General features: G+C 69.2%; 9 protein-coding genes. 2 read left to right on the top strand and 7 right to left on the bottom strand.

Annotated features, from left to right (window positions below):
* Positions 1-74 precede the first annotated feature (74 nt).
* Complete coding sequence (locus F8279_RS04125) at positions 75-854, top strand: carbohydrate ABC transporter permease (RefSeq protein ID WP_225853127.1); 780 nt, start codon at positions 75-77, stop codon at positions 852-854.
* Positions 851-2,284 (top strand): GH1 family beta-glucosidase, encoded by a 1,434-nt coding sequence (locus tag F8279_RS04120; protein ID WP_151499135.1) that lies wholly within the window; start codon positions 851-853, stop codon positions 2,282-2,284. The genes F8279_RS04125 and F8279_RS04120 overlap by 4 nt, the downstream gene beginning before the upstream one ends.
* A gap of 39 nt (positions 2,285-2,323) precedes the next feature.
* Here the strand turns inward: F8279_RS04120 and F8279_RS30175 are convergent, their stop codons facing one another.
* From F8279_RS30175 to F8279_RS04085, 7 genes are all read right to left on the bottom strand, one after another.
* The gene (locus tag F8279_RS30175; RefSeq protein WP_192580623.1) at positions 2,324-5,155 is read right to left on the bottom strand and encodes a right-handed parallel beta-helix repeat-containing protein; all 2,832 of its coding nucleotides are present in this window, start codon (positions 5,153-5,155) and stop codon (positions 2,324-2,326) included.
* Entirely contained in the window at positions 5,152-6,345 is a 1,194-nt protein-coding gene (locus F8279_RS04110; protein WP_151499134.1) for a hypothetical protein, read from the bottom strand. The genes F8279_RS30175 and F8279_RS04110 overlap by 4 nt, the downstream gene beginning before the upstream one ends.
* 296 nt (positions 6,346-6,641) lie before the next feature.
* Positions 6,642-8,633 carry a discoidin domain-containing protein gene (locus F8279_RS04105; RefSeq protein WP_151499133.1) on the bottom strand — a complete coding sequence of 664 codons (1,992 nt, stop codon included), beginning with the start codon at positions 8,631-8,633 and terminating at the stop codon, positions 6,642-6,644.
* A gap of 35 nt (positions 8,634-8,668) precedes the next feature.
* On the bottom strand, positions 8,669-8,851 hold the full coding sequence (locus F8279_RS04100; protein ID WP_151499132.1) for a hypothetical protein: 183 nt from the start codon (positions 8,849-8,851) through the stop codon (positions 8,669-8,671).
* Positions 8,852-8,870: 19 nt separating this feature from the next.
* Complete coding sequence (locus tag F8279_RS04095) at positions 8,871-9,737, bottom strand: carbohydrate ABC transporter permease (RefSeq protein ID WP_151499131.1); 867 nt, start codon at positions 9,735-9,737, stop codon at positions 8,871-8,873.
* Positions 9,738-9,748: 11 nt separating this feature from the next.
* Positions 9,749-10,720, bottom strand: coding sequence for a carbohydrate ABC transporter permease (locus F8279_RS04090; RefSeq protein WP_225853123.1), 972 nt, complete (start codon positions 10,718-10,720; stop codon positions 9,749-9,751).
* A 121-nt stretch (positions 10,721-10,841) separates the two neighbouring features.
* Entirely contained in the window at positions 10,842-12,164 is a 1,323-nt protein-coding gene (locus F8279_RS04085; RefSeq protein ID WP_225853122.1) for a carbohydrate ABC transporter substrate-binding protein, read from the bottom strand.
* Positions 12,165-12,317: the final 153 nt, after the last annotated feature.

Genomic DNA, 12,317 nt, shown 5'->3' with positions numbered 1-12,317 from the left:
CGCCGCCACGCCGGTCCCACCGGCGCCGGAGCTTCGGGTACCCACGCAAGGGCTCGGTCTGGAGCTACGGCGCCCTGCTGGCGGTCGTGGCCGGGTCGGTCTTCCCGCTCTACTGGTCCATCGTCGTGTCCTCGCAGACCAGCGACGCCGTCACGAAGGTGCCGCCGGCCCTGGTGCCCGGCGGGCACCTCTTCGACAACATCGCGCGCGTGTTCGACACGACCGACTTCGGCCGAGCCCTGGTGAACTCCTTCATCGTCAGCGGCTCGATCACCGTCTCCGTGGTGTTCTTCTCGACCCTGGCCGGGTTCGCCTTCGCCAAACTGCGGTTCCGAGGCCGAAAGGCGCTTCTCGTCGTGGCCATCGCGACCTCGATGGTGCCGCACCAGCTCGGCATCATCCCGCTGTACATCCTGATGGCCGATCTCGGCTGGACCGGGCGCCTCGCCGCCGTGATCGTGCCCGGGCTGGTAACCGCGTTCGGCGTCTTCTTCATGACCCAGTACCTCGGCCGCGCCGTACCCGACGAACTGCTGGAGGCCGGCCGCGTCGACGGGTCCAGCACGTTCGGCCTGTACTGGCACATCGTCCTGCCGGCGGCCCGCCCCGCCGCGGCGGTGCTCGGCCTGTTCACCTTCATGCAGGCGTGGAACGACTTCTTCTGGCCGCTGGTCGTGCTGCAGAACAACGCGACCGTGCAGGTGGCGCTCTCCGCACTGGCCAGCGGCTACACCACCGACTACACCCTGACGCTGACCGGCACGTTGCTCGCCACGCTGCCGATCCTCGTCGTCTTCATGCTCCTCGGCCGGCATCTCGTCGACGGCATCATGCAGGGGGCGGTGAAGGGATGACCACCACATCCGAAGGCGCCGCCGCGGCCGCAACCCGGCCGGACCTGCCCGAGCTGCCGGACCTGCCGGCCGGCTTCAGCTGGGGCGCGGCCACCGCGGCGTACCAGATCGAGGGGGCGGTCGACGAGGACGGCCGCGGGCCGTCGATCTGGGACACCTTCTGCCGCCGCCCCGGTGCCGTCGACGACGGCACCTCCGGCTCGGTCGCCTGTGACAGCTACCACCGCTGGCGGGAGGACGTGGACCTGCTGGCCGGCCTCGGCGTGGACGCCTACCGTTTCTCGGTCGCCTGGCCACGGGTCATGCCGGCCGGGCGGGGCGCGGTGAACCGGCGGGGCCTCGACTACTACGACCGGCTGGTCGACGCCCTGTGCGGGCACGGCATCCGGCCGTTCGTCACGCTGTACCACTGGGATCTGCCCCAGGCGCTCGAGGACGAGGGTGGCTGGCGGGTACGGGACACCGCCGAGTGGTTCGCCGAGTACGCCGCCGCGGTGGCGGGCGTCCTCGGTGACCGGGTCCAGGACTGGATCACGCTGAACGAGCCGTACTGCTCGTCGATGGTCGGCTACGCGGAGGGCCGGCACGCTCCCGGCACCGCCGAAGGACATGGTGCCCTGGCCGCCGCCCACCACCTGCTGCTCGGGCACGGCAGGGCGGTCGCCGCAGTCCGGTCCGCCGCCGGCCCGCAGTCGCGCGTCGGCATCACGCTCAACCTCTCCCCCGCCGTGCCGGCCAGCGATACCGAGGCCGACCGGGCGGCGGCGGATCGGCAGGACCTCATGCTCAACCGGCAGTTCACGGATCCGGTGCTGGGCGGCGCGTACCCGCCCGGGTTCGAGCGGCTCTACGCCGGGGTGAGCGATCTGTCGTTCCGCCGGGACGGTGACCTGGCGGTGATCTCCACGCCGCTGGACTTCCTCGGTGTCAACTACTACTACCGGGTGCACGTCGCCGACGCCCCGTACGAGCAGCCCGACCCGGCGCTGCGCAGCGCGTTCGACATCGGGGTCCGGCAGCTACGGCCGGACGGGTTGCCCACCACCGACCTGGGCTGGCCGGTGGAGCCGCAAGGGCTGTTCGACACCCTGACCGGGCTCGCGGACCGTTACCCGGGCCTGCCTGCCGTGTACGTGACGGAGAACGGCTGCGCCGACCTGCGGGACGGACCCGAGCCGGACCCGGAACGGATCTCGTTCGTGGCCGGGCACCTGGCGGCGGCGGCCCGTGCGGCCGCCGTCGACGACCGGCTCGATCTGCGGGGGTACTTCTACTGGTCGCTCATCGACAACTTCGAGTGGGCCCGCGGGTACGGGCCCCGCTTCGGTCTGGCCCACGTCGACTACGGCACCGGATCCCGTACGCCCAAGGCCAGCTACCACTGGCTGCGTGACCGCTTGCGGGCGTGGCGGAAACGCACCTCCACCTGAAGCGCCGCCCGCGGCTCGTGGCCGGAACAAGCTCTTCGATCATGAAGGCGGGGCGTGGGCGCCGGGCTCGCCTGGCGGGGCGTCGAGGGCCAGCCTCAGCGCCGCCTCGACCGGATAGACCGGGCAGTACAGCGGAGTGTCTGTGGCCGGCGGGGCCGCGTCCTTCGCCTCGAACGCCTTGCGGGCCCGGCCGAGGTCCGCGAGCAGGTCGGCCACTGACGGTTCCTTCTTCGGCTCCGGGGGCGCCGCCTCGACGGGTGCCTCCGTCTTCGGCGCCGTGATCGAGACGCCGAGCGCCGCCGCGGCGGCGTTGAGCCCGTCCTTCGGCATCGCGGCGGCCAGCGCCGAGAGGCGGCCGACGGCCTGTTCGGCGTACGCGGCGTCGACCGGCACCGCCGGCAGCTCGAACCGGGTGCCGGTCTGAGCGCCGAACGGGGCGTCGCGGAACACCCGGTCGCGGTTTTCGGCGTCGACGAGCACGTGGCGGCCGTCGTGGAGGTCGGCGTACAGGTTGGCGGCGAGCACGTTCCCGTCGAGCAGCAGGTTCTGGTCGGGCACGGTGGCGCGGACGGCGATGCTGTCGGCGAAGGCGAGCACGTTGGCCTCGACCCGCATGACACCCCGGCCGGAGATGTCCAGCAGGCAGCCGGTCGTGGACTGCCCGGTCGAGGCCCGGCCGGTGGGGTCGGCGGCGAACAGGACCGTGTTGCCGCGGATGGTCCAGGGGCCCGCGCCGGGTGCCTGGATACGGACGGCGGTGCCGCTCGTGTTGACGACCACGTTGTTCTCGAACGTCCCGTACGCCGCACTGAGCTGCACGGCGCAGTACGCCGCGTTGGCGAAGACGCAGTTGCGCACGGTGATGCCGCCGCTGCCGCCGCGCAGGTCGAGCAGCGCCGCCGACTGGGAATGGCCCGCGTCGAGGGCGCCGCTGCCGGCGTACGCGTTGTAGGTCGCCCCGTCGAACATGAACCCGTCGAGGACGAGGCCCTCCCCCGAGTCCTCGCCGGTGAGCACCGGATCGCCGAAGATGCCCTTCGCCTTGGTCTCCGGAGTGAGCACGAAGCGCACGGGGTGTCGCCAGGGGTCGCGCGCGGCGAACTCGGCGTCCCACCCGCCCAGCAGCGTCAGGTTGCGTACGGGGATGCGCCACGTGCCCGACCGCAGGCGGCCCGTGTACTCACCCGCGGCGACGAGGATGCGGTCGCCCTCGGCGGCCTTTTCGAGGGCCTGGAACGGGTCGCGGAACGGCGCCTCGCGGCTGCCGTCCCCGCCGGAGGATCCGGCCCGCACGAACCAGTCGCGGCCGGCCGGCCGGGGCGGCTCGGGGGCCGTGACGTCGAGCACGGGCGCGAGGGAGTCGAGGACGATGGTGGCGCTCTGACGCCCGCCGGGCGGCGTGAGGCGATACGTGCCGCGGAGCAGGTACGTGGACTCGACGTCGAGGCCGCGCGAATACCGTACGGCCTCCTCAGTCTGGTGATGGACGAGGCCGTAGCGCGGGGCGAGCGCCCACCACGGGCTGTTGTCGGTGCCGGGCTCGTAGACGGCGACGCCGATGTGCGTCTCCGCGAGCTCGGGGAGGATCTGCGTGTTCTGGTCGAAGCCGACCCCGGCCCGCACCTGCACCGGGGCTCCGGCGAGCGCCGGGTCGGCCTCGTAGAGCCGCGCCCAGTCGACGGCCTGGTACGCCGGACCGGCCGTGAGCTCGGTGAACGGCTCCGGCGCCGCCAGGTCGGCGGGGTGCGCGCCCGGCGCCGCGCCGACCGCGAGGGCGAGCACCTCGGCCGGGGCGAGCCGGCGCATGACGGGCCGCTGGACATCACGGTCTGATGTGGACGGCAGCTCGCCGAGGCCGGCCGATTTCCGCAGCGCGTTGAGGGCGGCGATCGGCGGGCGCTCGTACGTGACGGCGACGTCCACCGTGTACGTGTCGAGCCACGCCGCCGGGAGCCCGGTCAGCTGTGGGTCGCCGACGGTGTTGCCGGCCGCCGAGCGCAGGCCGACGTCTTCGAGCTCCGCGGCGTACTCCTCGGTGAGCTCGGCCTCCGCGCCCGACACCCGGCTGCGCACGATGTCGCGCGGTGTGGCGAAGAACAGGTTGCGGTCGATGGCGATCTGCCCGACGTCGCGCAGGCAGGCGACGGCCGCGTTGCCGCAGCCGACAAACACGTTCTCGGCGATCGCGGCAGCGCCGTTGACCCGTACGCCGACGGCCCGGTCGGCGCCGGAGCCGCGCGGCGGGTCGGAGTCGTCGTGGGCGAAGGCGAAGGTGTTGCGGCTGACCGCGGCCGGGGTCTCGGGGGCGCCGTCGCGGACGGTGAGCAGGCTGAGGCCGACGCAGTTGACGACGATGTTGTTCTCGAAGACCACGGAGTCGCCGCCGAGCTCGACGGCGCCGGAGCTGCCGTTGGCGAGGCAGCAGTCGCGGACGGTGATGCGCTCGCCGCGCAGGCTCACCAGCGGGCCGTCCCCGTAGGAGGCGCGCTGCAGGCCGCCCTGCTCGTCGTAGTCGTCGCGCCCGGCCCCGTCGAAGAACAGCCCGTCCAGGACGAGGCCGTCGTGGCCGCCGATGCCCTGGAGCATGTTCGGCTCGTTCGGGACGCGCAGGCCGGTCTTTGCCGCGAAGACCGTCGGTGTCTGCCAGGGGGTACGGCGGGCGAAGTCGGGGCTGTATCCGCCGAGCACGGTCAGCTCGGGGGTGTCGACGACCCACGAGGAGCGCTCGCCACGCCCGGTATAGGTGCCCGCCGCGATGTGGATGCGGTCGCCGGGCGCAGCCTGCCGCAGCGCGAGCCACGGGTCGTGGAACGGCCGGGCCCGGGTGCCGTCGCCGACCGGGCCGCCCGCCGCGACGAAGAGGTCGGTCATGACTTCTTCACCTCGTCGTCGGCTTCCTCCGTCTTGTCCGCGAGCAGCTTGAAGCCCACCTTGACCGCGTCTTTGACCTGTGCGAACGCGGCGAGGCCCGTCTGCTTGTAGGGTCCCTCGGCCAGGTCCTTGACGTATTCCTCCTCGGTCGCCAGCAGCGACTCCAGGGACTCCGAGGCCTTCTCCAGCTCCTCGTTGAACTTCGCCAGCGTGCCCGGATCATCGGTCAGCTGGGCGAAGGCGTTGATGCTCTCCTCCACGAGCGTGGGGAAGAGCTCGTCGTAGAGCTTGCTGGACTGCTCCTTGGCCGCCTCGGCCCGCGTGTCGAGCCCTCGGTCGAGGACGTTCTCCTTCATCCAGTCCCAGTCGGTGGCCCGGTAGTCGCCGGACGCGCCGATGCCGCGCCAGTTCCCCGCCGCCTCGGCGCCGCGGGCGAAGAGCTTGTCGATCCAGTCCTCGTCGAGCTGTTCGCGGGCCGCGGTCAGCAGCTTGATGTTGTCGACCACCGTCTGCTTCGCGGCACGCTTCTGCTTGGCCGCCATGAGGTTCTCCGCGGTGAGCTTCTCGAAGTTCTTGATCGCCTCGTTGGCGGCTTCCTTGGACGACGGGTCCTTCATGAAGAGGACGATCAGGCGGGCGCCCGAGGTCGGGAGGTATTTGACGAGCAGGCTCTTGACCGTGTCCTGGATGGAGCCGAAGTTCTTGAGGAGCAGCTGCTCGACGATCGCGTCGTTGCTGCGCGCGTTCTTGAGGTCCTCCTCGCACTTCTTGATGAGCGCGAGGTCGGCCTCCAGGACCTTGCTCATCAGCGTGGCGACCTCGGAGACGTCGAGCCGGGCGACCTGCGCCCAGATCTTGCGCTCCCCGGCGAGGAAGTCACGCGGGCCGACCGCGGTCCACCGTTCGTCGACGGACATCGCGTTGGCCTGGCTGTCCTCCAGCACCGACCGGATGTCCGATTCGAGGCGCTCCATCAGCGCCTCGGCCTGCTCGCAGTTGGTCTCCCACCGGTCGGTCAGGCCGTCATAGCCCGGTTGCTCCAGCTTGGAGAGCATCTCCTCGAACAGCTTCTCCCGATCGGTGTCGAAGCGTTCCAGCAGATCCAAGACCTTGTCGAGGATGTCCTCCTCGAACCCCGTGGCGCGCATCCGCTGCTCAACGAGCTCGCGGGCGTCATCGACATCTTCCACAGATTTCAGCGTAGGAGCCCTCGGTCACCCGAGGCAGTCGTGAACCCGATCCCTGCCAGATCAAGGATCCGACCTGTGCCGCCGCTCGGTGAGGACTGACTCCGGAAGTCGTCGACTCTTCGGGAGTGCACCGTGTCATCCCTGTTCGGCGGACCGATACTTGGTGTTCGTATGCGTCTTTCGTCTGGCACCGGGGCGTAGCCGGCTTGTAACGGCATGGGGTGCCCGCTCCGTGGCGGCCACCCCATGCCTCACCGTCCCGTGCGGTCACTCCCCCAGGAACGCACGGACGAGCCTCAGTTGAGGGCGTAGATCTCCGCGGCCGACGTCCACGGGTTGCCGGCGACCTCACTCACGGCACGCAGTCGCAAGTACTGCCCGGTCTTCGCGGTGAACCGGACGTCCTTCTGGCTCGCGTCGTTGGCGAACGTGCCGGTGGCCACGGCCGTTCCCCAGTTGGTGCCGTCGGTGCTGACGTACACCTCGTACTGGCCGATGCGCCCGTTGGCCGCGCCGGAGCCGCCATCCTGCCGGGGCAGGTAACGCAGGCCCGAAACGGAGTAGCTCGCGCCCATGTTGATCTGGATCTCGTGCGGCGCCGGGTCACTGCCGCCGGTGTACTTCGTGTGCCAGATCGTGCTGAGGTTGCCGTCGAACGCGTTGGTCGCCGCCCCGTTCTCGGCCGCCGTCTCCTGGCTGTCGACGTACCGCACCGACCAGCCGGTGCGCGGGACGACGCCGCCACCGGGCGCGCAGGTGGTGGTCAGCTGGTGCGCGCCCCGGTCGGGACGGCATCCCGCGGTGACCGCTCCGCCGAAGAAGTCCCGGCTGCCCGGGTTCGTCATGACCTGGCCGCCGGCCAGGGCCGGCGAGCCGGCCCGCAGCCGGTACCCACCGGCGTTGCTGATCGAGGTGGCGGTGCCCGGACCGACCATCAGCGGGTCCGCCGTGCTCTTGGCCGGGTCGGCGGGCTCGCCGGCCGGGTGCTGGCCGTAGAAGGTGTTCGAGTTCCACAGCAGCGAGCCGGCATTGACGTAGCTGGAGCCGGTGCTGGTCACGTAGAAGATGTTGTTGTAGAACTCGGCGTTGGCGCCGGTCGACCCGTTGGTGTTGTTGATGATTTTGGCGTTCTGACCGACGTAGAAGACGTTGTTGTAGATCTTCGTGTTGGTGATCTTCCCGCAGATGAGGTCGACCACGTCACCACGGTCGTTCTGGCTGATGTTGTAGCGCACGATGTTGTCCTTGGTGGTCGACCCGCCGCCGTTGCACAGCAGGATGAAACCGCCTTCGTTGTCGTGGCTGTAGTTGTACTGGTAGATGGTGCGGATGTTGCCCTCGTCGAGGTCGAAGCCCTGCCCGTCGCAGGTGCTACGGCCGCCGCTGACCTCGTTGAACTGGAACAGAGTGTCGTTGACGTTCCAGCCCCAGACGCCGGCGGCGCAGTTGGTGTCGCGCATCCGGAAGCCGTCCACCCGGTTGCGTTCGACCAGTGCGCCCTGGGTGTGGTGTACGACGATCGCATCGCCACCGATGTCGGTGACGGTGTTGCCGCGCACCACGACCCTGGTCTGCGGGTGCCAGGCACCACAGGTCGAGCCGCAGTTGGGGTTGGCCAGCTCCGGCCGGGTCATCCACCGGGTCCAGAAGTGGATGCCGTAGCGGTCCACCGCACGGACCGTGTTGTTGGCGATCACCACGTCGTCGAACTTCGTCTGCACGGAATTGCCGAGCACCTCGAAGAAGATGCCGGCGCTCGCGTTGTCGTCCTTCTTGTTCTGTACGCCGTTGATGTCGTGCACGTCGACGCCGGTGACCCGGTAATAGGTGCCGGTGCCGGAGTTCTCGCGGATGATGTGCACGCCCCGACGGGCGGCCGGCGCCGCACCCTGGTTGGAGATGTCGAGGTTCCGGATCTCCCAGTACTGCTGGTTGTAGAGCTTCACCACGTCGTCTACGGCCCCGTTGCCGGCCAGGATGGGCTTGGCGCCGGTGCCGTACGCGTCGACGATGTTGGGCGCGCCTGCGCTGCCCGAGCCCTTGGGCCACAGTTGCTGGCCCGCGCAGGTGGTGCCGCGCCGAATCAGGATCTGATCACCGGAGGTGAACGTCCGGGAGTTCACCGGCGCGAAACTGTTCCAGGGGCTGGCCTGGGTGCCACTGCCCGCCGCGGTCGCGGAGCAGTCGACGTAGTAGGTGGTGTTCGCGGCCGCTGCCGGGGGCGCGGCGACCAGGACTGCGGCGGCTACCAGCGGTAGCACGGTGAGGGTTGTCCGGAACGGGTGCATCGACTGTCCTAACTGTGCGGGGGCGACAGGAGCAATCAAGATCGGAACGTGCGGTTGTATCCGGCGAGTAGGAGCAGCAGGACGGCGAGCGCCCCGAGCATCACGGCGAGGTGTGCCCAGCCGACGGTGGGCCGGGCGACGACGACGGTGACGATGCAGGCGAGCGCGAGCGCCGCCCGGCCGGCGATGAGCACCGCGCCGCGTGTCGAATCCTTCATGACAGTCCTTCCTCGAACCTCAGCCCTTGACGCCGCCGGCGGCCATGCCCTCGATGAGGCGGCGCTGGATCAGCGCGTAGACGAGCAGCACCGGCACGATGACGATGACCATGCCGGCGTAGAGCCGGCCGTAGTCGGCGGCCGCCTTCTGGGCGGTCATCAGGTTGAGCAGGCCGACCTGCAGCGTCTTGCCCTCGCCGGGCAGCAGGGTCAGCGCGATGATGAAGTCGTTCCAGTAGGCCAGGAAGTTGAAGAGGATCACCGTGGTGACCGCCGGGCGGGCCATCGGCAGCATCACAAGTGTCATGATCCGGAACCGGGACGCGCCGTCCAGCAACGCCGCCTCCTCGTAGTCGCCCGGGATCGTCCGGAAGTACGAGGCGAGCAGATAGACGGTGAACGGGATGGAGGTGGCCGCGTAGACCAGCGCCAGCACGGCCGGGTTGTCGATGAAGAAGCCGTCTGGAAGGACGTCGAGCAACGCCCGGTCCCAGTCGACAAGCATGAGGAAGATCGGCACCACGATGTAGTTGACGTTGATGAACAGCCCGGCCATCAGCGCCGTCTCGACCAGGCGCTTGCCGCGGAACTCGTAGCGGGCCACCGCGTACGCGGCCGGCACCGAGACCGCCAGCACCAGGACCAGCCCGAGCAGCGTCACGAGCACCGAGGTGGCGAAGTACCCGCCCATACCGGCGGTGACGAATGCGTCGACGTAGTTGCGCAGGTGCAGGCCCTCCGGCAGCGTCCACGGGCTGCCGAAGAACTCGCTCTTCCGCTTGACCGAGGCCACCAGCACCCAGCCGACCGGGATCACGATGAGCAGCGCGATCACGGTGAGCAGCAGGGTGGAGAAGGTCCGGCCGGACTTGCGGATGGTGGACATGGGACCGTCCTCTAGTACTGGAGGGGCTGACGCCGAGTCGCGCGGCTGACCAGCAGCGACACGAGGAACGAGAAGGCGAAGATGACCACGCCGATGGCCATGCCGTAGCCGTACGAGGAGTTCGTGTAGGCCTGCTGGTACATGTAGCTGAGCAGCACGTCGGAGGCACCGTCCGGTCCGCCGCCGGTCATCGCCCGGACCAGCACGAAGCTGAGGTTGACCGCGCTGAGGACGAAGAAGGTGAGTGTCGTGCGCAGGGTCTCCCAGATCAGCGGCAGCGTGATCGTGAAGAACTGCCGGCCGGCGCCGGCGCCGTCGAGCGCGGACGCCTCGTAGAGCTCCTCCGGAATGCTCGCCATGCTGGCCATGTAGATGACCATGTAGTAGCCGAGCGCCTGCCAGACCATCGCGATGGCGACCGACCAGAGAACCACACCCTGGTCACCGAGCCAGACCTGCTGCAGCCCGTCCAGCGACAGCAGCCGCAACGTACCGTTGATCAAGCCGTTTTCCTGGTCGAAGACGGCCGAGAAAATGGCCGCGATGACCACGACCGACAGCACGTTCGGGATGTAGAGGATGAACCGGTAGAGGTTTCGGCCGCGCAGCTTCTGCCGGGTCATGACGGCCGCCAGCGAAAGTCCCAGGCCCATCGTCACGACGGTGACGATCACGAGCAACGCGACCGTGTTCTGGAAGGCGCGCAGGAACTGCTGGTCGTCGATCAGCTTGGTGAAGTTGTCCAAGCCGACGAAGCGCATTTTCGGGGAGAAGCCGCTCCACGTGTAGAGCGACATCCGGAAGACGCTCAGCGTGGGCCAGATCATGAAGAGCGCGAACAGCGCCAGCGCAGGCAGCAGGCAGGCGGCGACGAATCGGCCGTTGCCACGCCGCCGGCGGGTGACGGCGTGGCGCCGGCGCGCCGGGGGTTCGCTGGGTGCCTGTTCGGCGGCGCCCGATGGTGGGGTGATGGTGGTTGTCACCGTGACCGGTCCTTGCCTCTAGCCGGGACGGATGGCCGCAACGAACGGCCGGGAAGGACATTGGGGTGACCCGCGCGAGCGGGCGCGGCGGCAGCCCAGCCCCGGGGCTGCCGCCGCGTGCTCACTTGCCGGCCAGCCGCAGCTTCTCGCTGGCGTCGTTGAGCGCGGCCTGCCACTGCTCCACGGTCTTGTCGCCGCTGACGATGCTGTTGGCGGTGTCGAACAGGGTGGTCTTGATGCTCACGCCCTCGACCGGGGCGCTACTGGCGAAGCCGCCGACCAGCGCGGTGATGGCAGGGTCGTCGTAGAGCTTGTAGAAGTCGGCGATCTCGCCGGTCACGCTGGAGGCGATGCCCTTGATCGGCTGGATCGCGCTGGACTTTGCGAAGATCTTGGCGGCCTCGTCCGAGTACAGGTAGGCGATGAACTGCTTGGCGGCGTCCTTGTTGGCGGCGCCGCTCGGGATCCAGGACGACTCGATGATCGTGGTGAGGTGACGCTTACCGCCGGCGGTGACCGCCGGCAGCGGGGTCATCGCCCATGCGAAGCCCTTCGCCCGCGGCGCGTCCTTCATCTCGCCGACGACCCAGGTGCCGTTCGGCATGAACAGCGCCTTGTTGTCCAGGATCGACTGCTGGTTCTTGGTGAAGTCCTGCTCGTTGGCGTAGCCGACCGTGGTCTTCGCCGCGTAGCCCAGCAGCCTGGCGGTGATGTCCAGGGTCTGGCGTGCCTGCGGGGTCTGCCACACGCCCTGCTGGTAGGTCATCACATTGTTGAAGAACTCCGTGCCGCCGACGTTGGCGAGCATCGCGTAGAAGTACGAGTCGAGGTACCCGGCGGTCGGGTAGGTGAACAGCGCGATGCCCTGCGCCTTGGCCTTCTCGCCGAGCGCGAACATCTCGTCCCAGGTGGCCGGGACCTGCCAGCCGTGCTGCGCGAAGAGGGCCTTGTTGTAGACCAGACCGGTCGGCGCGTAGAACATCGGCATGAGGTAGGTCTTGTCATCGCCGTACGGGTTGGTGCCCAGGCCGATGATCCCGTCGGCCAGCTTGGCCCGTACGGTGGTCTGCTCGCCGGGCACGGTCGTGTCCAGCACGCCGGTCAGGTCCTCCAGCGCCTTGTCCTTGACCAGGGTCTCGGACAGGGCGGCCTTGCGGCCCTGGGGCAGCACCACGACGTCCGGGAACTTGCCGGCCTTCATGTTCGGGCTGATCTCGTCCTCGAGAGACTTCGAGATCTGCAGCCGCACGTCCAGGCCGGGGTTCTTGGCCTGGTACGCGGCGACGAGCTCGGTGTACATCTCGCGGCCGTAGCCGCCTTCGAAGGCGGCAATCTTGAGGATCTTCTTGTCCCCGTCAGTGGCGTCGCCGCCTCCGGAACAGCCGGCGATCAGGCTCAGCGCCGTCGCCGCCGCGGCGGCGAGGACGAATGATCTTTTCATCATGAGTGGTCCTTCGTGGGCGAGCGCGCATGGGTGAATTGGCCTGCGCCAAATCGCTCGGTCAGCCAGGCATTGTTACTGTGGCACCGATAACATGAGTAGTCAAGATCGATGCTGATGCGGAGGGACACGCTCCGTCCGACAGCGGCGGCGGGC

The organism is Micromonospora sp. AMSO1212t, from assembly GCF_008868145.1.
Lineage (GTDB): Bacteria > Actinomycetota > Actinomycetes > Mycobacteriales > Micromonosporaceae > Micromonospora > Micromonospora tulbaghiae.
This window is presented reverse-complemented; position numbering and strand designations above follow the sequence as displayed.

What these genes read in the sequence shown, in the direction of transcription:
- F8279_RS04105 (WP_151499133.1), bottom strand. Translation starts at nt 8,633, where the DNA reads ATGCACCCGTTCCGGACAACCCTCACCGTGCTACCGCTGGTAGCCGCC.
- F8279_RS04120 (WP_151499135.1), top strand. Translation starts at nt 851, where the DNA reads ATGACCACCACATCCGAAGGCGCCGCCGCGGCCGCAACCCGGCCGGAC.
- F8279_RS04085 (WP_225853122.1), bottom strand. Translation starts at nt 12,164, where the DNA reads ATGATGAAAAGATCATTCGTCCTCGCCGCCGCGGCGGCGACGGCGCTG.
- F8279_RS04095 (WP_151499131.1), bottom strand. Translation starts at nt 9,737, where the DNA reads ATGTCCACCATCCGCAAGTCCGGCCGGACCTTCTCCACCCTGCTGCTC.
- F8279_RS04100 (WP_151499132.1), bottom strand. Translation starts at nt 8,851, where the DNA reads ATGAAGGATTCGACACGCGGCGCGGTGCTCATCGCCGGCCGGGCGGCG.
- F8279_RS30175 (WP_192580623.1), bottom strand. Translation starts at nt 5,155, where the DNA reads ATGACCGACCTCTTCGTCGCGGCGGGCGGCCCGGTCGGCGACGGCACC.